Origin of the sequence: Bittarella massiliensis (ex Durand et al. 2017) (assembly GCF_009876955.1) — a bacterium.
GTDB classification, from domain to species: domain Bacteria; phylum Bacillota; class Clostridia; order Oscillospirales; family Ruminococcaceae; genus Bittarella; species Bittarella massiliensis.
Genome location: NZ_WWVY01000001.1, coordinates 80,472 through 101,943, shown reverse-complemented (window position 1 = coordinate 101,943; position 21,472 = coordinate 80,472). Strand labels below are relative to the sequence as shown.

Annotated in this window: 18 protein-coding genes and 2 riboswitches; of the genes, 3 read left to right on the top strand and 15 right to left on the bottom strand. The window is 60.7% G+C overall.

Going from position 1 to position 21,472, the window contains the following annotated elements; translation table 11 throughout:
- Nucleotides 1-414: 414 nt before the first annotated feature.
- The 9 genes from GT748_RS00435 to GT748_RS00395 form a co-directional block, all read right to left on the bottom strand.
- Nucleotides 415-1,425, bottom strand: a complete 1,011-nt coding sequence (locus GT748_RS00435) for a rod shape-determining protein (protein ID WP_021658679.1) — start codon at nucleotides 1,423-1,425, stop codon at nucleotides 415-417.
- Entirely contained in the window at nucleotides 1,412-2,122 is a 711-nt protein-coding gene (locus GT748_RS15865) for a ComF family protein (protein ID WP_021658680.1), read from the bottom strand. The genes GT748_RS00435 and GT748_RS15865 overlap by 14 nt, the downstream gene beginning before the upstream one ends.
- Nucleotides 2,119-4,326, bottom strand: coding sequence for an SF1B family DNA helicase RecD2 (gene recD2 / locus GT748_RS00425; protein ID WP_161213396.1), 2,208 nt, complete (start codon nucleotides 4,324-4,326; stop codon nucleotides 2,119-2,121). The genes GT748_RS15865 and recD2 overlap by 4 nt, the downstream gene beginning before the upstream one ends.
- Before the next feature lie 87 nt (nucleotides 4,327-4,413).
- Nucleotides 4,414-4,743 carry a hypothetical protein gene (locus tag GT748_RS00420; RefSeq protein WP_021658682.1) on the bottom strand — a complete coding sequence of 110 codons (330 nt, stop codon included), beginning with the start codon at nucleotides 4,741-4,743 and terminating at the stop codon, nucleotides 4,414-4,416.
- Nucleotides 4,744-5,009: 266 nt separating this feature from the next.
- Entirely contained in the window at nucleotides 5,010-6,188 is a 1,179-nt protein-coding gene (gene metK, locus GT748_RS00415; protein ID WP_021658684.1) for a methionine adenosyltransferase, read from the bottom strand.
- Nucleotides 6,189-6,298: 110 nt separating this feature from the next.
- Nucleotides 6,299-6,404, bottom strand: a riboswitch (SAM riboswitch).
- Nucleotides 6,405-6,433: 29 nt separating this feature from the next.
- Nucleotides 6,434-7,015 (bottom strand): ECF transporter S component, encoded by a 582-nt coding sequence (locus tag GT748_RS00410; RefSeq protein ID WP_021658685.1) that lies wholly within the window; start codon nucleotides 7,013-7,015, stop codon nucleotides 6,434-6,436.
- A gap of 95 nt (nucleotides 7,016-7,110) precedes the next feature.
- Nucleotides 7,111-7,255, bottom strand: a riboswitch (FMN riboswitch).
- A 73-nt stretch (nucleotides 7,256-7,328) separates the two neighbouring features.
- Nucleotides 7,329-7,787 (bottom strand): GNAT family N-acetyltransferase, encoded by a 459-nt coding sequence (locus GT748_RS00405; RefSeq protein ID WP_021658686.1) that lies wholly within the window; start codon nucleotides 7,785-7,787, stop codon nucleotides 7,329-7,331.
- Between the two features lie 127 nt (nucleotides 7,788-7,914).
- Nucleotides 7,915-8,838, bottom strand: coding sequence for a SufB/SufD family protein (locus GT748_RS00400; protein WP_021658687.1), 924 nt, complete (start codon nucleotides 8,836-8,838; stop codon nucleotides 7,915-7,917).
- Between the two features lie 3 nt (nucleotides 8,839-8,841).
- Complete coding sequence (locus GT748_RS00395) at nucleotides 8,842-9,564, bottom strand: ABC transporter ATP-binding protein (protein ID WP_044992108.1); 723 nt, start codon at nucleotides 9,562-9,564, stop codon at nucleotides 8,842-8,844.
- Nucleotides 9,565-9,862: 298 nt separating this feature from the next.
- Between GT748_RS00395 and GT748_RS00390 the strand changes: the two genes are divergently transcribed.
- Nucleotides 9,863-10,210, top strand: coding sequence for a hypothetical protein (locus tag GT748_RS00390; RefSeq protein ID WP_161213397.1), 348 nt, complete (start codon nucleotides 9,863-9,865; stop codon nucleotides 10,208-10,210).
- On the opposite strand, the gene GT748_RS00385 is transcribed toward GT748_RS00390, so the two are convergent.
- Nucleotides 10,166-11,032, bottom strand: a complete 867-nt coding sequence (locus GT748_RS00385) for a LysR family transcriptional regulator (RefSeq protein WP_021658690.1) — start codon at nucleotides 11,030-11,032, stop codon at nucleotides 10,166-10,168. The two genes, GT748_RS00390 and GT748_RS00385, sit on opposite strands and share 45 nt — an antisense overlap.
- 124 nt (nucleotides 11,033-11,156) lie before the next feature.
- On the opposite strand from GT748_RS00385, the gene GT748_RS00380 reads away from it, so the two are divergent.
- Nucleotides 11,157-11,696: a prolyl-tRNA synthetase associated domain-containing protein gene (locus GT748_RS00380; RefSeq protein ID WP_044992110.1), complete on the top strand. Its 540-nt coding sequence runs from the start codon at nucleotides 11,157-11,159 to the stop codon at nucleotides 11,694-11,696.
- A 1-nt stretch (nucleotide 11,697) separates the two neighbouring features.
- A complete protein-coding gene (gene proB / locus GT748_RS00375) occupies nucleotides 11,698-12,498 on the top strand; it encodes a glutamate 5-kinase (RefSeq protein WP_161213398.1) in 801 nt (266 codons plus the stop codon).
- Nucleotides 12,499-13,155: 657 nt separating this feature from the next.
- Here proB and tuf read toward each other — a convergent pair.
- From tuf to rpoC, 5 genes are all read right to left on the bottom strand, one after another.
- On the bottom strand, nucleotides 13,156-14,358 hold the full coding sequence (gene tuf / locus GT748_RS00370; RefSeq protein WP_021658695.1) for an elongation factor Tu: 1,203 nt from the start codon (nucleotides 14,356-14,358) through the stop codon (nucleotides 13,156-13,158).
- A gap of 130 nt (nucleotides 14,359-14,488) precedes the next feature.
- Nucleotides 14,489-16,573, bottom strand: a complete 2,085-nt coding sequence (gene fusA, locus GT748_RS00365; RefSeq protein ID WP_044992113.1) for an elongation factor G — start codon at nucleotides 16,571-16,573, stop codon at nucleotides 14,489-14,491.
- Nucleotides 16,574-16,636: 63 nt separating this feature from the next.
- Nucleotides 16,637-17,107 (bottom strand): 30S ribosomal protein S7, encoded by a 471-nt coding sequence (gene rpsG / locus GT748_RS00360; protein WP_052537609.1) that lies wholly within the window; start codon nucleotides 17,105-17,107, stop codon nucleotides 16,637-16,639.
- Nucleotides 17,108-17,222: 115 nt separating this feature from the next.
- A complete protein-coding gene (gene rpsL / locus GT748_RS00355) occupies nucleotides 17,223-17,648 on the bottom strand; it encodes a 30S ribosomal protein S12 (RefSeq protein WP_021658698.1) in 426 nt (141 codons plus the stop codon).
- Nucleotides 17,649-17,885: 237 nt separating this feature from the next.
- A complete protein-coding gene (gene rpoC, locus GT748_RS00350; protein ID WP_021658699.1) occupies nucleotides 17,886-21,461 on the bottom strand; it encodes a DNA-directed RNA polymerase subunit beta' in 3,576 nt (1,191 codons plus the stop codon).
- Nucleotides 21,462-21,472: the final 11 nt, after the last annotated feature.

Sequence of the window (21,472 nt, the reverse complement as noted above, 5' to 3'; positions counted from 1 at the left end):
TGGGCGGCCTCGTTTGCGCCGTCCACAGGCGAAAAAACAGGGGATTTCCCACCCGTTTTCATACAGTTTTGCGTGCCCCCCCGGCAGGGCATAAAAAAACGCCACAGGTTTGTGTTACCCATGGCGTTGCCCCGGCAGATGGCCGGTCTATATTCAGTTATATGGTCACGGGGCGGAGGCCCCGATTGACGGGTGCTGTACCCATATCTCGGCATTTCGTGGTCTTTCAGCGTGTCAAGGCTCACTCAACAGTAGTAAAATCGTAGTAAATGAGGTGGTTTTGACCTGTCTGAAATGCCCGTGGATACAGTGTTTTCAAGGGATAATCAGGTTTCGGCTTGATTTTTCTTTTGAAAAAATCTGCTCTTTTGATAAAATCCGCCAAAATACAACTACAAATTGTATAAAGCGCAATCAATAGTCCCTGTCGTAGTTGATGCTGTACCCGTCTTCCATCAAGTCCAGGGCCATGCCGGTGCCGATGGCCACGCAGTCGATGGGGGTCTCCGACACGTAGCAGCGCACCCCGGTCTCTTTGGAGATGAGCTCGGGCAGGCCCTTGATGAGGCTGCCGCCGCCGGTGAGCATGATGCCGTCCTCCCAGATGTCGCCCACCAGTTCGGGCGGGGTCTTTTCGAGGATGCCCTTGATGGTGGTGACCATGCTCATGGCAAACTCGTTGAGGGTGGCGGTGAGTTCGGAGGAGCTGACGGTGATCTTCACCGGCAGGCCGGTCTCCAGGCTGCGGCCCTTGACCTCCATCTCGGTCTCGGGGAGGACCCCCTCCATCACCGCGCCGATCTCCTTTTTGACCCGCTCGGCGGTCCGCTCGCCGATGAGCACCTTGCGGTTGAGGCGGACGTAGTTGATGATCTTTTCGTCAAACTGGGTGCCGGCGCACTTGACCGAGGTGGAGAGCACCACGTCGTTGAGGGAGATGACGGCGATGTCGGCGGTGCCGCCGCCCACGTCCACCACCATCCGCCCCCGGGGCTTGGAGATGTCGATGCCCGAGCCCAGGGCCGCGGCGATGGGCTCCTCCACCAGGAAGATCTTGCGGGCCCCGGCCGAGAGGGCGGCGTTGACCGCGGCCCGCGACTCGACGTTGGTCACCGAGGAGGGGACGCAGATGGCCACTTTGGGCTTGACCACGTAGGAGGAACTGACCTTGCGGATGAAGTACTTGACCACCTCTTCGGTCATGTCGATGTCGGAGATGACGCCGTTTTCAAGCGGGCGCTTGGCGACGATGTGGGCCGGGGTCTTGCCCGCCATCTCCTGCGCCTTTTCGCCGATGGCCAGCACCTCGCCGGTCTTTTGGTTGACGGCGATGACCGACGGCTCTTTGACCACGATCCCCTTGCCCACCACATAGATGATGATGGAGGTGGTCCCCAGGTCAAAGCCAATATCATAATTTGCCATTTGCTTCCCTATTCCTTTCCTTACCTGCGGCTGCCGCCGCGCAGAAATACACCCGTTCACAGCCCCTGACCCGCAGCATCTTGGCGCACTCGGCGGCGGTGCCGCCGGTGGTGACGATGTCGTCGCAGAGGAGGAGGGTCTTGCCCCGCACCGCCGCCCGGTCGGCCACCTCAAAGGCGCCCAGCAGGTTTTCCCTGCGGGCCGGGAGGCCCAGCCGGTGCTGGTAGGGGGTGTCGAACAGCTTGACCAGCGCCCCCTTCAAATAGGGGATGTCCAACTCTCGGGCCAGGTGCTGGGCCAGCAGTTCGCTGTGGCCAAACCCCCGTTCCCGCCGCTGGCGGGGGCGGCCCGGCACGCAGACGACCCCCTCGATCTCCTCCAGGGGGAGGACGGCGCGGCAGGTGTCGGCCATGTGGGCCGCCAGCACCTCGGCCGCCCCCAGTCGGGCGGAGAACTTGTAGGCGGTGATGGCCCGGCGGACCGGCCCCTGGTACCAGAAGGGGGCGATATCCCCCTCGGCGTAGGGCAGGGTCTCCCCCTGCGCCTCCAACACGCCCTTATGGTTTATTGTATCCGATATGCGGTGGCTTTGCAACGTGCATTTTGGGCAGACCCGCTGTCCCAGGGGGATGGCGTCGCCGCAGAAGGGGCAGACCCGGGGGTAGAGCAGGCGGAGGGCCGCCGCGAGGGCCCTCACCCGAGGATGTCCCGCAGAAAGGAGCCCAGCCCGCTGTATCGCAGGGTCTTGCGGTTGTTCTCCACCATCATCTCCACGGAGCGGCGGCTGCCCACGATCACCAGCAGCTGTTTGGCCCGGGTGACGGCGGTGTAGAGAAGGTTGCGGAAGTAGAGCTTGGGGTTGGGCTCCAACAGGGAGAGGATGACCGCGTCGAACTCGCTCCCCTGGCTCTTGTGGACGGTGACGGCATAGGCGTGCTCGATCTCCCCCAGCATGTCGGGGGTGTAGGCGGCGCGCTTGTCCTCGTAGCGGATGTGGATGAGGCCGTTTTGGCGGTCGATCTCCTCGATCTGCCCCATGTCGCCGTTGAAGACCCCGGTCCCCTTCTCGCCGGTCTCCTCCTGGGTGGTGACGATGTCGTAGTTGTTGCGCGTCTGCATCACCTTGTCCCCCTGGCGAAAGCTCATCCCCATATAGCCGATCTCGGGCTGGCCGCGGGCGGGGTTGACCGCCTCCCGGAGGATGCGGTTTTGCTGCTGCACCCCGGCGGCCCCCCGGCGGCCCGGGGAGAGCACCTGGATGTCGGCGGGAGAGAGGCCGTAGGCCTTTGGCAGCCGGGTGGTGACCAGGTCGCAGATGAGGGCCAGGCCGGAGGGCTTGTCCCTTGCGGGGAGGAAGAAAAAGTCCTTGTCCCGCTGGGCCAGGTCGGGCACCTGCCCCTCCAAGATCTCGTGGGCCGAGGTGACGATGGCGCTCTGGGCGGCCTGACGAAAGATGTGGGAGAGCCGCACCACCGGGAAAAAGCCGGAGTCGATGATGTCTTTGAGCAGGTTGCCCGCCCCCACCGAGGGCAGCTGGTCGTAGTCCCCCACCAGCACCAGCTTGCAGTTGAGCTTGATCGCCCGCAGCAGCGCCTCGAAGAGGAGGACGTCCACCATCGACACCTCGTCGAGGATGAGGACGTCGCAGTCCAGCAGGTCCTCCTCGTTCTTGGTGAAGGCCAGGGTACCGTCCTTCTGGTACCCCGCCTCCAACAGGCGGTGGATGGTCTTGGCCTCCCGCCCGGTGACGGCGCTCATCCGCTTGGCGGCGCGGCCGGTGGGGGCGCAGAGGGCCACCTTGCGGCCGTCCTTCTCGAAGAGCTCGATCATCCCGTTGATGGTGGTGGTCTTGCCGGTGCCGGGCCCGCCGGTGAGGACCACGAACCCCTGGCGCAGCGCCTGGGCGATGGCCTCCCTCTGGGTGTCGGCGTAGACGATGCCCAGCGCCTTCTCCTGGGCTGCGATCTGCCGGTCCCACTGGGTGCCGTTGTCGGGCATGAAGGAGATGAGCATCTGCAGACGGGTGGCGATGTAGCCCTCGGCCCGGTAGTAGTCGGGCAAAAAGATCATGGGCCGCTCGTCCCCGGTGTATTCCACCAGGTCCTCCCGCTCCAGCATCTCGCCGATTTCAAAGTCCACCCGCTCGGGGGGCAGGCCGATGTAGCTGGCGGTGACGGCGGCCAGCTTCTCCCGCGGCAGGCAGGTGTGGCCGTTTTGGGTGTTGTGGCGGAGCACGTGGGCGGCGGCGGCCTGCACCCTCTCCCCCGATTCGGGAGAGAGGCCCAGCTGGATGGCCATGGCGTCCGCCCGGTCAAAGGAGATGCCGATGAAGGAGAGGCAGAGGCGGTAGGGGTTTTCGCAGAGCAGCTCCTGCGCCTGGGGGCCCCAGAACTTCCACACCTTGATGGCCTCAGCGGCGGAGAAGCCGTACTGGGCCATAAAGGCCAGCAGGGAGCGGATACCGAAGACCCGCTGGTACTCCAGATGGATGTCCTCCGCCTTTTTCAGGGAGATGCCCTGCACCTGCGCCAGGGCGTCGGGGTCCTTTTCGATGACCTCCAGGGTGCGGCTGCCGAAGCGGTCGACGATGCGGCGGGCCGTCACCGGGCCGATGCCCTTGATGGCCCCGGAGGCCAGGTACTTGAGGATGGCCCCGGCGGTGGCGGGGAGTTTGGTGGTGCAGAGGCTGGCCTTGAACTGGCGGCCGAAGGTGGGGTGGTTGACAAAGACGCCGGTGAGCTCCACCTCCTCCCCCTCGCTGAGTTCGGAGAACTCGCCCACGGCGGTGATCAGTTCGCCCTCGCAGGAGATGTCTACCACCGACCAGCCGTTTTCCCGGTTGCGAAAGACCACCCCCTCCACCGTGCCGGCGAGCTGGATGAGCTGCTCTGCGCGTTCCACCTTGTCCCCTTCCCCCTTCAAAAAGGGCCGCCTTCTGGCGGCCGATACGTCCTGTATTCCGTGTACCAGTATACCCCAACTGCCCTCTCAATGCAAACCCAGTTGGCGGGGGTCGAATGTCTCCCAGACCTCGGGGAAGTCCTCGCTGCCGTAGAAAAAGCCGAGGATCTCCCGCTGCTCCTCGGTGAGCTCGCCGGGGCTGGTGAGGACCAGCTTGCAGGCAAAGGTGCTGCGCTCCACCGTGCGGCGAAGGCTGCGCAGGGCGTTCTCACAGTCGCCCGGCCGGGCGGGGAGGGGCGCGATCAGGTAGAGGGGCAGCTTGCGGCGGCGGTCGATCAGGTCGCCCAGCAGGCCCACGCACTCGGCCAGCCCCACGGCCGCCAGCACCACCAGCAGGAGTTTTGCGACGAATTCCATACTCAATCACCTCTTGCGCCAGTGTATGGGAAGGAGGGGCAAAAGGTGCCCCTCCCGCCCCCTTTTTGTGGGAAAAGCGGGGAAAAAGTGCTGGGGCGGCAGCGGCTCCCCTTTCCCCGAAGGGGGCGCAAAACCGCCGTTTGGGCGCAGGCAGCTCCCCCTCGTCTGTCCCGGACAAAAAAGGGGCCGGGCAGGCCACTCGGCCCGCCCGGCTCCCCTGCCGGCAGGTGAAATTGGTTCGGCCGCCCGTGCGGCCGCAAAAGGGGCTACTGCGCCGAAACGGCGGCCCGGAGGGCGTCGACCCGGTCGGTCTTCTCCCAGGGGACGTTCAGGTCCTCTCTCCCCAGGTGGCCGTAGGCGGCCAGCTGGCGGTAGATGGGGCGGCGCAGGTCCAGGTCGCGGATGATGGAGGCGGGGCGGAAGTCAAAGACCTTCACCAGCGCCTCGGCCAGCTTGTCGTCGCTGACCGCGCCGGTGCCGAAGGTGTCCACCAGCACCGAGACCGGGTGGGCCACCCCGATGGCGTAGGCCAGCTCGACCTCGCACTTCTTGGCCAGGCCGGCGGCCACCACGTTCTTGGCGGCATAGCGGGCGGCGTAGGCGGCGGAGCGGTCGACCTTGGTGGGGTCCTTGCCGGAGAAGGCGCCGCCGCCGTGGCGGCCGTACCCGCCGTAGGTGTCGACAATGATCTTGCGGCCGGTGAGGCCGCTGTCCCCCTGGGGCCCGCCGATGACAAAACGGCCGGTGGGGTTGACCAGGTACTTGGTCTTTTCGTCCAGCAGGGCGGCGGGGACGATGGGCTTGATGACCAGCTCGATCATGTCCTCCCGGATCTGCTCGAGGGTGACCTCGTCGCCGTGCTGGGTGGAGATGACCACCGTGTCCACCCGCACCGGGGTGTCGCCGTCGTACTCGACGGTGACCTGGGTCTTGCCGTCGGGGCGGAGGTAGTCCACCGCCCCCTCCTTGCGGACCTTGGTCAACTGCTTGGCCAGCTTGTGGGCCAGGGAGATGGGCAGGGGCATCAGCTCTTCGGTCTCGTCGCAGGCGAAGCCGAACATCATCCCCTGGTCGCCGGCGCCGGTGCCGGCGTCCTCCTCCCCCGTCTTGGCCTCGAGGGCCTTGTCCACCCCGAGGGCGATGTCGGGGGACTGCTCGTCGATGGAGGTGAGGACCGAGCAGGTGTCGCAGTCAAAGCCGAACTTGGCCCGGGTGTAGCCGATGTCGCGGATGACCTGGCGGGCGATCTTGGGGATGTCCACATAGCAGCTGGTGGTGATCTCCCCCATCACCATCACCATGCCGGTGGTGACGCAGGTCTCGCAGGCCACCCGGCCGGCGGGGTCTTTTTCCATGATGGCGTCGAGGACGGCGTCGGAGATCTGGTCGCAGATCTTGTCGGGATGCCCCTCGGTGACCGATTCGGAGGTGAAGAGTTTTCTCATGCTCACAGTTTTTTCCTTCCTTTCAATGCACGCGTTTTTCTGCCATTGAAGAGATCACTTTTGCCGGGGTCGAAAAAAAGCCCGGTGGCAAACACCGAGCTTTTATGCGAAGCTTATCTTTCGGCTTTACCCGCAGGATTTGGCACCTTGCACCCCCGCGGGGGGCAGGTTGTCGGGCTTCACAGGGCCTGTTCCCTCAGCCACTCTTGATAAGTGATATTCAATTGTGCGAAAATTAGTATACGCTATTTGGCGGAGGTTGTCAACACCGGCTCTTCCCTGCCGAAAACCAGCTTGCTGATGGGCTTGTAGACCAGGTAGGTGATGGCGCTGTTGCCCAGGGCCTTGACCAGGTTGAAGGGGATGATGATGGGGATGAGCATGGCCGCCACGTCCTTGGCGGTCCCCCCCATGAAGAGGGGGGTAAAGACCAGGTTGCACAGGCACATGACGGCGGTCATGGCCAGGGAGCCCAGCAGCAGCCCCACCAGCGCCCCCTTGCGGGTGTGCCATTTTTGGTAGAGGGAGCCGGCCAGCACCGAAAAGACCCCGGTGGCGAGAAAGTGCATGAGGATGCCGATGACCCCCGACCCGGCGCTGACGGTGAGGCCCTGGATCACCGAGACCACGGCGGTGAGGGCCAGCCCCGCCCAGGGGCCGAAGAGGAAGGTGCCCACCAGGATGGAGACGTCGGCGGGGTCGTACTCCAAAAAGGCGGCCCCGGGGATAATGGGGAAGTGGATGAGGGCCACCAGCACGATGGAGATGGCGGCCAGCATGGCCATGGTGGTGAGCTTGCGGGTGCGGTTGGCGGTTTGTCTGGACATAAAAATCCCTCCAAAAAAAGTGTTTGGAAGGTCTGTCTGGGACGCAAAAAGCCCTCGGTCTGAAAAGGCCGAGGGCGTGCGGACGCAGAAATGATGCGCCGTTTCTCTCATCCGGACTATACCGTCGGCTTCGGAATCACACCGAATCAGTCCGCCGGCCGGGGGCCGGAGGAGTCGCGGGCTTCAGGGCAGGGCCCTGTCACCGCCGGTGGGGAATCGCACCCCGCCCTGAAACAGACTTTCTACTCTCATTATAGGCCGCCGGCCGCCGTTGTCAAGGTGGGGACGGGCCTTTTTTGTGCGGGGAGGGGCGCTAGAGCTCCCTCTCCAGGGCGTAGTTGGTGAGGGTCTGTTCCCCCCGCTTGACCTGCTGTTCCCTGACCACCCGGTACCCCCGGGCCAGGAAGAAGGGCAGGGCGGTGATGGAGGCGTCGGTGCGCAGCACCTTGACCCCGCCCTGCAGGGCGCGGGCCTCCAGCGCGTCCACCAGCAGGGCGGCCAGCCCCTGGCCCCGGCAGTCGGGGTGGACGTAGAGGCGGTCGAGATAGCTGCCGTCCAGGTCGCCAAAGGCGGCCAGTCCCCCCTCCCCTTCCACCACCAGGCTGTAGTGCTGGGTGAGGGTCTTCTGCCAGCGGGAGCGGTCCGGGTTTTGGGGCGCCCAGGCGTCCAGCTGGGCCTGGGTGTAGTCCCGGGCACAGCAGCCGTGGACGGCCCGGTAAAAGAGGTCGAGCACCCCGTCCAGGTCTTTGGAACGATAGAGGCGCAAAAGCACAGGTATTCCCCCTTGCGTGATCTTTTGTTGGCGTATGGGACAGCCGTCGAGCAGAGGCCCGCGCCCCCCTCCTCGAGAGGGGCGGCCAGACGGGGCGGGGAAGGCCGCACAGCCGAGGTTTGAGAGACTACTTCAAAAAGCCCTCGATGATCTTGGCCTCCGCCTCCTCGGCGGTGAGGCCCAGGGTCATCAGCTTGGTGAGCTGTTCGCCGGCGATCTTGCCGATGGCCGCCTCGTGGATGAGGGCCGCGTCCAGGTCGTTGGCGGTGAGTTCGGGGATGGCGGAGACGGTGCCCTCGTCCATGATGATGGCGTCACAGGCCGAGTGCCCGGTGCAGCGGACGTTGCCGTTGATGCGGGAGCGAAAGAGCTGTTTGGAGCGGCCCTTCGCCACCGAGCGGGAGATGAGGTCGGCGCCGCTGTCCTCGCCGTTGAGGTCCACCTCGAAATTAGTCTCGGCGTACTGTTCGCCGTGGGTCATCAGCTTTTCGCGGACCACCAGCCGGGCCCGGAGGCCGACCACGCCGGTGGTCAGGCGCTGGGTGGAGTCCACCCCCTTGATCTGGGTGGTGTCCATCTCCAGGTAGCTGCCCTCCTGCAGTTCCACATAGGTCTGGGGGTTGATGATGCGCTGGCCGCTGCCCTCGCCGGTGCCGATGTGCTTCTCCCGGTAGAGGACGCGGGCTCCCGGCTCGAGGTAGAAGCGGTGGATGCCGTTGTGCTGGGAGCTCTCCTCCCCGTCGATGTGGACGCCGCAGCCGGCCACCACCACCACGTCGGCCCCGGCGCCGATGTAGAAGTCGTTGTAGACCAGGTCGTCCACCTTGCTGTGGGTGACGCAGGCGGGGATGTAGACCGTTTCGCCCTTGGTGCCGGGTTTGACCCGGATGTCGATGCCGGGCTTGTCCGACTTGGAGCTGATCTCGATGTTCCGGCTGTTCTGGCGGCCGGCGCAGCCGGTGTCCTCGCGGATGTTGAAGGCCCCGGTGAAGCCGGTCTCGGGGTCAAAATCGCTGATGAGCGATAGCAGCTGTTTGGTGATGTCGTTCACGGGTTACTCCTCCCCTCTGCAAAAGGCGCAACGGTCCCCCCGCAGGAGACCGGGCAGAATTTCGTCCTTCGGGCCGTGCATGGTGAGGGACCCGCCCGAGAGGACCACGATCTCGTCGGCGATGTTGAGGATCCGCTCCTGGTGGGAGATGATGAGGACCGAGCCCTCGGTCTCCCGCCGCAAGTCGGCAAAGACGTCGATGAGGTTGCCGAAACTCCAGAGGTCGATGCCGGCCTCCGGCTCGTCGAAGATGGTGAGGGGGGTCTTGCGGGCCAGGACCATGGCGATCTCGATACGTTTCATCTCGCCGCCGGAGAGGCTGGCGTTGGCCTCGCGGTCGATGTAGTCGCGGGGGCAGAGGCCCACCGAGCGCAGGTAGCGGCCGATGTCGCAGTCGGAGAGGGTCTCGTCCCCGGCGGCGAGGGTGATGAGGTCGCGCACCGTCAGCCCCTTGAAGCGCACCGGCTGCTGAAAGGCAAAGCCGATGCCCATCTTGGCCCGCTCGGTGATGGAGGCCTGGGTGATGTCCCGGCCGTCTAGGAGGATGCGCCCCTCGGTGGGGGCAAGGATCCCGGCAATGACCTTGGCGAGGGTGGATTTGCCGCCGCCGTTGGGGCCGGTGATGACCACAAAGCGGCCATCGTCAACGGTGAGGTTGACGTCTTTGAGGATCTCCCTGTTGGCGCCGTCTTCGACCTGCAGGGAGATGTGTTGTAATTGCAGCATATTCTTTCTCCGCATCTTTCACAAAACAATTTTGAACGGTATTAGTATACCACATTTTCCCGCCTTTGCAGCAGTAAAATACCAATTTGGTGAACATTTTGTTGGCCGTGGGCCGAAAAGGGGAAAAAGAGGGCTGGGACGGGGAAAAGCAGCTCTTCTGCGAGCTCTCGCGCGCTCCCCGCGGCCCTTCTGTCGCAGAGGGGGGCGGAGAGGGGGGCTTCCAAAGCGGATAAACAGGACGGCTCTGCTCATCCCGCCAAATAGGGATAAAAAGCCGGGCATTTGCGAGGGCAGGACATTGAAAAGCCCCGGAAAAACCAGCAAAACCAATGGTCTCACAAAACAGAAAGGCGCCTACTACGCCATTTTTGAAAGGACCTTGAATGGCATGGTTGCGCTAAAATACAGACAATTATTTGACGGCAGTTTCCAACGTCAAAAGATGCTGCCGCCTGTTTTGTATGAAGTGGGATCGCGCACCTTAAATCAATGCCCATGTGCCATAGAGGAACACAATAGTTTGATGGATGGCGACCGGCTATTTTTAAATATAACAGCCATGTATCACAGTTCTAAACGTTTCTGTATTTTCAAAAAAGCATTAACGATATTGCAAATACTCCAAAAAACGCTTTACCGCAAGTGAAGCTGTCTTTTTACTTCGCAGGGCAATTCCAATTTTTCGATACGTAGGCACATCTAATTCTTTTGCAATAATTCGATATGGGACACGCCTCAAAATCAGTTCAGGAAGAATACTGATACCAAGCCCACTTTCTACCATTGACATAATTGCATAATCGTCCCATGTTGTAAAATGCACATTAGGCGTTAGATTACAGCGTTCAAAAATTTCCGACACTTCTGCTTTGGCACCTTTCTCCAAAAGCATGAACGGTTCGTCACAAAGGGACGCAACAGAGATTTTTTCAAGGTGTGCCAAAGCATGATTTTCTGGCAGGATTGCAAGCAGTCTGTCCTGTTCTAAAAATACAGTTTCAAACTCCGGACGGGTAGGTAAACGCAAAAAGCCGCAATCTACGCGTCCATCTGATATCCATGATTCAATTTCCGTATAATCTCCTAGCAGCAATTCATAGTCAATGTTCGGATATGCCTTTTGAAATTCTCTAATGATGTTCGGAAGCCAATGCGTTGCCACACTAGAAAATGTGCCAATGCGGATAAGCCCAGATTGCAAACCGTTCAGCTCGTCCACTTCCATTTGCAACTTTTCATATTCTACACAAGCGCTCTTTGCACAGGGAAGAAGCTTCATTCCGTCACTTGTCAATTTTACACCAGTTCTTCCCCTTTCCAGCAAGACAACCTTCCATTCTTTTTCTAAGTCGTTGATCATACGGCTAATGCCCGACTGGGAGTAATTCAACATCTCTGCGGCTTTTGTAAAGCTGCCATGCTCAACTGTTTTGACAAATGCCATATATTTTTGAATATTCATGTCCATGTGATTGCCCCACCTTATCAATCCGTTTTTATTATATTATTCATGACAAACATTCGCTTTTGTAATTATAAATAGCATGGTAAACTGAAAGCGAAAAAAAGTCAAACAGGAGTGTGGCCGAAAAGTGTTCTACGTAAGTGAAATCCAAACCGAAGCCCCTTGTCGGTTTCAGACACCACTTCAAAAGCAAGTCTATGCGACATTAGAAAAACTGCAAGTCCCTTTTGAGCGCGTCGACAGCGATGAAGCTATTGCAATGGAAGATTGTGTTGCCATTGATGAAAAGCTGCAGATAAACATGGTGAAAACGCTGTTCCTCTGTAATCGACAGCAAACAGATTTTTATTTATTTATCACCGTTGGCAGCAAGCCATTTCGCGCTAAGGATTTTAGTAATGCCCTTGAAGTTGCCCGTGTTTCTTTTGCGCCAGCAGAACAAATGGAGACCATGCTCGGCACAAAAATAGGCGCAGCAACTGTTTTCAGTAGCCTTTTAGACACCGAAAAACGGGTAAGAATTGTTTTTGATAAAGAGGTGCTTGTTGAAAAATGGTACGGCTGCAGCGACGGCACAACGACAGGGTATATAAAATTGAGGACAGAGGATATTTTCCAGAAATTTCTGCCGTTTACCAATCATGAGTTGTCTGTCATTGAGGTGTAATATGGGATTATATCAAAATAGGATCGTTGTAAAAGTAGGGACTTCCACACTTACAAATGAAATGGGACACAGTGACCTGCGTTCTTTTGATCGCCTTGCGTGCGTTCTGTCCGACATTCAAAATATGGGCTACGAGATAATTTTGGTATCGTCTGGCGCGATTGCCGTTGGGACGAACAAACTGAATATGAAGGAACGCCCTTCCAGTATGCGAATGAAGCAGGCGGCAGCGGCCGTAGGGCAGTGCAGCATTGTGTTTTTGTATGACAAATTTTTCAAGGACTATGACAAAACAGTCGCCCAAATATTGCTAAATGCAGAAGATATAAAACAGGAAGAAAAAAAGGAGAATTTGACAAATACGTTCAACGCACTGTTGGAAATGGGCATTATTCCAGTAGTCAATGAAAATGATTCTGTTAGCTATACCGAGATAGAGTCAGAGGACAGGTTGTTTGGAGACAACGATATGCTTTCGGCCGTTGTTGCAGTTCTATGCAGGGCAAAGCAGCTGATCATTTTGTCTGATATAGACGGTCTGTATGACGCAGACCCGCGGCTATATCCAGATGCAAATTTGATAAGCCAGATACAGAAAATCGACAAAACCGTATATGCTCTTGCAGGCGGTGCAGGTTCAAGGCGCGGAACAGGCGGTATGAAAACAAAACTTCGAGCCGCTGAATTAGCCACCTCTCAGGGAATAAACACCGTCATTACAAACGGGAAAACACCGGAAGCATTATATGAAATCGTAAAAGGGAACAAGGTGGGCACTCTATTTGTAGGAAAAATACAATGAAATAGCGTGGCACACAATCACAAAGTTGCTGTTTGAATCTACATACAGACGATATCCACCGCACGGCGGTTTTGATAAATAGGTCAAAGCCGCCGCTTTTCCTCCACCTACAGCAGAGCCAACCGAGTGAGTCAACAGCAATGGGCTACGCTCACCGCGCTCACCGCGCTCTCCACTCCCCCCTTCCCCTCATCGCAGAAGGCACACAGGTGCTCTTCAAAAACGGAAAGACGGGGCACCACCGCTCTTTCCACCAAGGATGCAAAAAGTCGCTCATTTGCTGCGGCCGTCCCACGCCGAAACCGCCAGGGGGAGGGGGTGGCAGGCAGCTTGCGTTGGGACGCAGCTGACAAGACGCCTCCTCTCCTTGGAGGACAAAGACAAACTTCTGGATAAATGGCCAGAATAAGCGGCCAGCAGCCAGTGTTCACGAGAAGAGGCGGCCGACCGATTTCCGGCGACAGCTGTCCTTACCGCTTCCCCCATCCCCCATTCACTCTGCCCACTTTCTCTTCAGCCCGGCGCAGCGGCCAGCCCCTTTCGCCTTGCAGGCGCTCCTCTGAGGTGCCTCCCTCTTCCCCGCTCTGTCAACAGACAGACGGACAGAGAAAAAGCGCTCCGGCAGAATTGCCGAAGCGCTTTTTGAATGGCTAGAAGCTAGTCGCGGATGCCGGTGACAACGCCCGAACCAACGGTGCGGCCGCCCTCGCGGATAGCGAAGCGGAGGCCTTCCTCGATGGCGATGGGGGTGATCAGCTCGACGTCCATGGTGACGTTATCGCCAGGCATGCACATCTCGGTGCCCTCGGGCAAGGAGATGACGCCGGTCACGTCGGTGGTCCGGAAGTAGAACTGGGGACGGTAGTTGTTGAAGAACGGGGTGTGACGGCCGCCCTCTTCCTTCTTCAGGATGTACACCTGGCCGGAGAACTTGGTGTAGGGGTGGATGGAACCGGGCTTGGACAGGACCTGGCCGCGCTCGATCTCATCTCTCTGGATGCCGCGGAGCAGGGCGCCGATGTTGTCGCCAGCCTCAGCGTAGTCCAGGATCTTGCGGAACATCTCGATGCCGGTGACAACGGTCTTCTTCTTCTCGTCGGCCAGACCAACGATCTCGACCTCGTCGCCGGTGTTCAGCTGACCGCGCTCCACACGACCGGTGGCGACGGTGCCGCGGCCGGTGATGGTGAAGATGTCCTCGATGGGCATCAGGAAGGGCAGGTCGGCTTTGCGCTCGGGGGTGGGGATATACTCGTCAACAGCGTCCATGAGCTCCAGGATGGGGGCATACTCAGGGGCGTTGATGTCGGTGCTGGTGGACTCGATGGCCTGCAGGGCGGAACCCTTGATGATCGGAATGTCGTCGCCGGGGAAGTCGTAGCTGCTCAGCAGCTCGCGGATCTCCATCTCGACGAGCTCCAGCAGCTCTTCGTCGTCGACCTGGTCAGCTTTGTTCATGAAGACAACGATGTAGGGAACGCCGACCTGACGGGACAGCAGGATGTGCTCGCGGGTCTGGGGCATCGGGCCGTCAGCCGCGGAGACAACCAGGATCGCGCCGTCCATCTGGGCCGCACCGGTGATCATGTTCTTGACGTAGTCGGCATGCCCGGGGCAGTCGACGTGCGCGTAGTGGCGCTTGTCGGTCTCGTACTCAACGTGAGCGGTGTTGATGGTGATGCCGCGCTCTCTCTCCTCGGGGGCCTTGTCGATCATGTCGTAGGCCTCGTACTGGGCCTGGCCCTTCATTGCCAGGACCTTGGTGATGGCGGCGGTGAGGGTGGTTTTACCATGGTCGACGTGGCCGATGGTACCAATGTTCACATGGGGTTTGTTTCTTTCGAAATGCTGCTTAGCCATTGGTGTTCCTCCTTTTTCTTCGCTTGTAATAGCGCAATTATCGTCTGTCAGACAGACCTCTCAATGTACCCCTATTGTAGCAACTTGCCAGGGGAAATGCAAGGCCCAAAGCCGGGCGCAGGGCGGGGAACTAGTCCTCTTTTTTGCCCCGTTTGCTCATGATCCCCTCGGCGATGGACTTGGGGACCTCAGAGTAGTGGCTGGGCTCCATGGTGTACTGGCCACGGCCCTGGGTCTTGGACCGCAGGTCGGTGGCGTAGCCGAACATCTCGGCCAGGGGGACGAAGGCGTTGATCTGCTGGGCGCCGGGGCGGGACTCCATGCCCTGGATCTGGCCGCGGCGGGAGTTGATGTCGCCGATGACATCGCCCATGTACTCCTCGGGGACGATGACCGCAACCTTCATGATAGGCTCCAGGATGACCGGGTCGCCCTTGCGCATGGCCTCTTTAAAGGCCATGGAACCGGCGATCTTAAAGGCCATCTCGGAGGAGTCGACCTCGTGGTAGGAGCCGTCGTACAGCTCGACCACCACGTCGACCACCGGGTAACCGGCGAGCACGCCGGTCTGCATGGCGCCCTGGATACCGGAATCAACGGCGGGGATATACTCTTTGGGGATGGCGCCGCCGACGACCTTGTTGAGGAACTCATAGCCCTTGCCGGTCTCGTTGGGGCGAACGCGGATCTTGACGTGGCCGTACTGGCCGCGGCCGCCGGACTGGCGGGCATACTTGTGGTCCACGTCGCTCTCGCGGCGGATGGTCTCGCGGTAGGCGACCTGGGGCTTGCCCACGTTTGCCTCGACCTTGAATTCCCGCAGCAGACGGTCGACGATGATCTCCAGGTGGAGCTCACCCATGCCGGCGATGATGGTCTGGCCGGTCTCCTCGTCGGTGTAGGTTCTAAAGGTCGGGTCCTCTTCAGCCAGTTTGGAGAGGGCGATGCCCATCTTCTCCTGCCCGGCCTTGGTCTTGGGTTCGATGGCGACCCGGATGACCGGCTCGGGGAACTCCATAGACTCGAGGATGATGGGGGCCTTGGGGTCGCAGAGGGTGTCGCCGGTGGTGGTGTTTTTCAGACCGACCGCCGCGGCGATCTCCCCCGCGTAGACCTTCTCAATGTCTTTTCTGTGGTTGGCGTGCATCTGCAGGATGCGGCCGACCCGCTCGCTGTTGCCCTTGACCGAGTTGTAGACGCTGGTGCCCGCGTCCAGGGAACCGGAGTAGACCCGGAAGAAGCAGAGCTTGCCCACAAAGGGGTCGGTGGCAATTTTGAACGCCAGGGCCGAGAAGGGGGCGTTGTCGTCGGAGGGACGGCTCTCCTCTTCGTCGGTCTCGGGGTTGACGCCCTTGATGTCGGGGATGTCGGTGGGGGCGGGCATGTACTCGACGATGGCGTCGAGCAGCAGCTGCACGCCCTTGTTTCTGTAAGCGGTGCCGCACAGAACCGGAACCATTTCATTGGAGATGGTGGCCCGGCGGATGACTTTCTTCATCTCGGGGATGGTCAGCTCCTCGCCGTCGAGGTATTTCATCATCAGGTCCTCGTCCAGCTCGGCGACTGCTTCCACCAGCTCAGCATGATACTTGTCCGCCAGCTCCCGCATATCCTCGGGGATCTCCTCGTCGCGCACGTCGTTGCCCAGGTCGTCGTAATAGACTTCTGCGCGCATGGTCATCAGGTCGACGATCCCCTTGAAGGTCTCCTCGGCGCCGATGGGCAGCTGCAGGGGCACGGCGTTGCACTTCAGGCGGTCTTTCATCATGGCGACAACATTGTAGAAGTCGGCGCCCATGATGTCCATTTTGTTGACGAAGGCCATGCGGGGGACTTTGTAGTTGTCGGCCTGCCGCCAAACCGTCTCGGACTGGGGCTCCACGCCGCCTTTGGCGCAGAACACCGTCACCGAGCCGTCGAGCACGCGCAGAGAGCGCTCCACCTCAACGGTGAAGTCCACGTGGCCCGGGGTGTCAATAATATTGATGCGATGGCCCTTCCAGTGGGTAGTCGTAGCAGCGGAGGTAATGGTGATACCGCGCTCCTGCTCCTGCTCCATCCAGTCCATTGTTGCCGCACCGTCGTGAGTCTCACCGATTTTGTGGTTGATACCCGTATAGTACAGAATACGCTCGGTGGTGGTGGTTTTACCAGCATCAATGTGAGCCATAATGCCAATATTTCTAGTCAGTTCCAGAGAAACGTCTCTTGGCATAATGCCCTCCTTATCAGGGTTTGCACGATTCTGTGCAGATGTTTGCCGAGAATATCGAAAACACTACCAGCGATAGTGGGCGAACGCCTTGTTGGCCTCGGCCATCTTGTGGGTGTCCTCGCGCTTTTTCACGGACCCGCCGGTGGAGTTGACGGCGTCCATCAGCTCAGCGGCCAGCCGCTCTTTCATGGTCCTCTCCGAACGCTTGCGGGCGTACAGGGTGATCCACCGCAGGCCCAGGGTCTGCCGGCGGGCCGGACGGACCTCCATGGGGACCTGGTAGGTGGCGCCGCCGACACGGCGGGCCTTGACTTCCAGTACGGGCATGACGTTTTCCATGGCCTCGTCAAACACGTCCAGGGGGTCTTTCCCAGTCTTCTCTTTTACGATGTCAAATGCCCCGTACACAATCTTCTGGGCCACGCCCTTCTTGCCATCATACATGATGCTGTTGATCAGGCGGGTCACCATCTTGGAATTGTACAGCGGATCGGGTAACACGTCGCGCTTGGCAATCTTACCTCTTCTTGGCACTTTTCTTCCCTCCTTCATATCAATGAATTCACAGGTACTCGAAAGCGACAAAACTCCCGTGCTGCCAAGGACAGGCATTTATAAAAACGCCGACACATGGCAAAAAAAGTCTTGATTACTTCGAAGCACCAGCCTTGGGCCGCTTGGCGCCGTACTTGGAACGGCTGCGCATCCGGCCGGAAACGCCCTGGGTATCCAGCGTACCGCGGATGATGTGGTAGCGGACACCAGGCAAGTCTTTGACACGACCGCCGCGGATCAGGACGACGCTGTGCTCCTGCAGGTTGTGGCCGATACCGGGGATGTAGGCCGATACCTCCATACCGTTGGTCAGCTTCACACGGGCGATCTTACGAAGCGCCGAGTTCGGCTTTTTCGGGGTCATGGTACGAACGGCAGTGCAGACCCCTCTCTTTTGGGGAGAAGACATATCGCTCTGCGCCTTTTTGATGGAGTTGAACCCCTTCTGCAGGGCGGGAGCAGTCGACTTCTTCACCGAGACCTGTCTGCCTTTGCGTACGAGCTGGTTGAATGTTGGCATGTTGCACCTCCTCTTTGATAAAATGTTTTTTTCTATATGAAAAGGGCGCGTTTTCAGCAAACGCGCCCTCTCATAAGCCCTATTTGCTCAACATTCAAAGTTTAACACTTCACCAATATTATTGTCAAGCATTTAGGCAATATTGCCAGTCAAATCTGAGAAAATTTCCCGCAAAAGCGGGGCGTTTCCCCCGATTTTCCCGGATTTCTCCCCCCTTGGGGGAAAACGGGGTCGGATCTAGTCGCCCAGCCCGTCGAGCTGGTACTCGCAGGGGGCCACCTTGCTCACCAGGTCGCCCGCGGACTGATGGGTGAGCTCCACGTCGTTGTAGACGTCCAGCCCGGTGCCGGCGGGGACCAGCTTGCCGATGATGACGTTCTCCTTGAGGCCGGTGAGGGGGTCGACCTTGCCCTTGATGGCGGCGTCGGTGAGGACCCGGGTGGTCTCCTGGAAGGAAGCGGCCGAGAGGAAGCTGTCGGTGGCCAGGGAGGCCTTGGTGATGCCCAGCAGCACCGGGATATAGTCGGCCTTCTGCAGGCTGACCTCGCCCTCGGCGATGCGGCGGTCGATCTCCAAATTGGCCTTGATGAGGTCGGATTTCTCCACCACCGAGCCGGAGATGAGGTTGGTGTCGCCGGCGTTGTCCACCCGCACCTTCTTCATCATCTGGCGGACGATGACCTCGATGTGCTTGTCGTTGATGTCAACGCCCTGCAGGCGGTAGACCCGCTGCACTTCCTGGATCAGGTAGTTCTGCACCGCGGTCTCGCCCTGGATGGCCAGCACGTCGTGGGGATAGACCGAGCCCTCGGTAAAGGCGTCGCCGGCCTTGACCTGGTCGCCCTCGGCCACCTTCAGGCGGCTGCCGTAGGGGATGAGGTAGCTGCGCTCGTCCTTGGTCTCGTTGTTGGTGACCACCACGTGGCGGGCCTTCTTGATCTCGCGGATGGAGACCACGCCGTCGATCTCGCTGATGATGGCCATGGTCTTGGGACGCCGGGCCTCGAACAGCTCCTCGACGCGGGGCAGACCCTGGGTGATGTCCTCCGCCGAGGCGATGCCGCCGGTGTGGAAGGTGCGCATGGTCAACTGGGTGCCGGGCTCGCCGATGGACTGGGCGGCGATGATGCCCACCGCCTCGCCGATGGAGACCTCTTTCTTGTTGGCCAGGTTGGCGCCGTAGCACTTGGCGCAGATGCCCCGGGCGCTGTGGCAGGTGAGGATGGAGCGGATCTTGGCGCTGGTGACGCCGGCGGCCACGATCTTCTCGGCCAGGATGTCGGTGATGAGGGTGTCGCGGTCGGCCAGCACCTCGCCGGTCTCGGGGTGGCAGATGGGCTCGGCGGCGTAGCGGCCGGTGAGGCGCTCCTGCAGGGGCTCGATCATCTCTTTGCCGTCGCGGATGTCCTCGATGATAATGCCGTCATGGGTGCCGCAGTCCTCCTCTCGGACAATCACGTCCTGGGAGACGTCCACCAGGCGGCGGGTCAGGTAGCCCGAGTCGGCGGTCCGCAGGGCGGTGTCGGCCAGGCCCTTGCGGGCGCCGCGGGAGGAGATGAAGTACTCCAGGATGTTCAGGCCCTCGCGGTAGTTGGCCTTGATGGGCAGCTCGATGGTCTTGCCCGAGGTGTTGGCGATCAGGCCGCGCATCCCGGCGAGCTGGCGGATCTGGTTGATGGAGCCGCGGGCGCCGGAGTCGGCCATCATGAAGATGGGGTTGTACTGGTCCAGGTTGGCCGTCAGGGCGTCGGAGACCTTGGTGGTGCACTCGTCCCAGATCTCGACCACCTGGTTGTAGCGCTCGTCGTCGGAGATGAAGCCCCGGTTGTACAGGGCCACCACCTGGTCGATCTTCTGGTCGGCCTCGTCCAGGTACTGCTGTTTCTGCGGGGGGATCACCGCGTCGCAGACGGCGACGGTGATGGCGCCCTTGGTGGAGTACTTGAAGCCCTGGGCCTTGATCTCGTCGAGCACCTCGGCGGTGGTGGCGGTGCCATGCACCTGGATGCAGCGGTCGATGATCTGCCCCAGCTGTTTCTTGGTGACCAGGAAGTCGATCTCCAGGTCCAGCAGCTTCTCGGGGTCGCTGCGGTCCACATAGCCCAGGTCCTGGGGGATGGGGTCGTTGAAGATCAGCCGGCCCACGGTGGTGTCGATGAGCCGCTGGTGCTTGACCCCCTCGACCTCCCTCTCGCGGCGGACCTTGATGGGGGCGTGCAGCCCCAGGATGCCCTCCTGGTAGGCCATGAGGGCCTCGTTCTGGTCGCGGAAGACCATCCCCTCCCCCGGCTCGCCGGGTTTCTGCATGGTCAGGTAGTAGGAGCCCAGCACCATGTCCTGGGTGGGGACGGTGACGGGGCGGCCGTCGGAGGGTTTGAGCAGGTTGCCGGCGGCCAGCATCAGGAAGCGGGCCTCGGACTGCGCCTCGGCGGACAGGGGGACGTGCACGGCCATCTGGTCGCCGTCGAAGTCGGCGTTGTAGGCGGTGCAGGCCAGGGGGTGCAGCTTGAGGGCGCGGCCCTCGACCAGCACCGGCTCAAAGGCCTGGATGCCCAGGCGGTGCAGGGTGGGGGCGCGGTTGAGGAGGACCGGGTGGTCCTTGATGACGATCTCCAGGGCGTCCCAGACCTCGTTCTTGGCGCGCTCCACCATCTTGCGGGCGCTCTTGATGTTGCCGGCGGCGCCGGTCTCCACCAGGCGCTTCATGACAAAGGGCTTGAACAGCTCCAGCGCCATCTCCTTGGGGAGGCCGCACTGGTGCATCTTCAGCTCCGGCCCGACCACGATGACCGAACGGCCGGAGTAGTCGACCCGCTTGCCCAGCAGGTTTTGCCGGAAGCGGCCCTGTTTGCCCTTGAGCATGTCGGAGAGGGATTTCAGGGGGCGGTTGTTGGGGCCGGTGACCGGGCGGCCGCGGCGGCCGTTGTCGATCAGGGCGTCCACCGCCTCTTGCAGCATCCGCTTCTCGTTGCGCACGATGATGTCGGGGGCACCCAGCTCCAACAGCCGTTTCAGGCGGTTGTTGCGGTTGATGACCCGGCGGTAGAGGTCGTTCAGGTCAGAGGTGGCGAACCGGCCGCCGTCGAGCTGCACCATGGGGCGGATGTCGGGGGGGATGACCGGGACCACGTCCAGGATCATCCACTCGGGCTTGTTGCCCGAGACGCGGAAGGCGTCCACCACCTCCAGCCGCTTGAGCAGCCGGATGCGCTTTTGGCCGGTGGCGGTCTCCAGCTCGGATTTCAGTTCCTTGCTGAGCTGCTCCAGGTCGATGTCCTGCAGCAGGGCCTTGACGGCTTCAGCCCCCATCCCCGCTTTGAACTCGTCCTCGTACTTCTCCCGCATGTCCCAGTACTCTTTTTCCGAGAGGAGCTGTTTTTTCTCCAGGGGGGTGAACCCGGGGTCCACCACGATGTAGGAGGCGAAGTAGAGCACCTTCTCCAGCAGCCGGGGGGAGATGTCCAGCATTAGGGCGATGCGGGAGGGGATGCCCTTGAAGTACCAGATGTGGGAGACCGGCGCGGCCAGCTCGATGTGGCCCATCCGCTCCCGGCGGACCTTGGAGCGGGTGACCTCGACGCCGCAGCGCTCGCAGATCTTGCCCTTGTACCGCAAGCGCTTGTACTTGCCGCAGTAGCACTCCCAGTCCTTGGTGGGCCCAAAGATCCGCTCGCAGAACAGGCCGTCCCGCTCGGGTTTCAGGGTTCTATAGTTGATGGTCTCGGGTTTCTTGACCTCGCCGTAGGACCACTCGCGGATCTGCTCGGGCGAAGCAAGGCCGATTTTGATCGAATCAAACACATTAAATTCCATTGGCGACCCCT